Here is a 213-nt window from a genome sequence, read left to right as displayed (position 1 = left end):
GTAGCGGTGAAATGCGTAGAGATCTGGAGGAATACCGATGGCGAAGGCAGCCATCTGGCCTAACACTGACGCTGAGGTGCGAAAGCATGGGGAGCAAACAGGATTAGATACCCTGGTAGTCCACGCCGTAAACGATGTCTACTTGGAGGTTGTGGCCTTGAGCCGTGGCTTTCGGAGCTAACGCGTTAAGTAGACCGCCTGGGGAGTACGGTC

At 55.4% G+C, this 213-nt stretch carries 1 rRNA gene; it reads left to right on the top strand.

Going from position 1 to position 213, the window contains the following annotated elements:
* A 16S ribosomal RNA gene (locus AW165_RS18900) occupies positions 1-213 on the top strand; the annotation flags it as partial.

This window comes from Acinetobacter sp. LMB-5 (assembly GCF_001541635.1).
In the GTDB taxonomy this organism is placed as follows: domain Bacteria; phylum Pseudomonadota; class Gammaproteobacteria; order Pseudomonadales; family Moraxellaceae; genus Acinetobacter; species Acinetobacter pittii.
The sequence above is the reverse complement of the archived record's forward strand: the minus strand, read 5'-3'. Positions and strand labels throughout refer to the sequence as shown.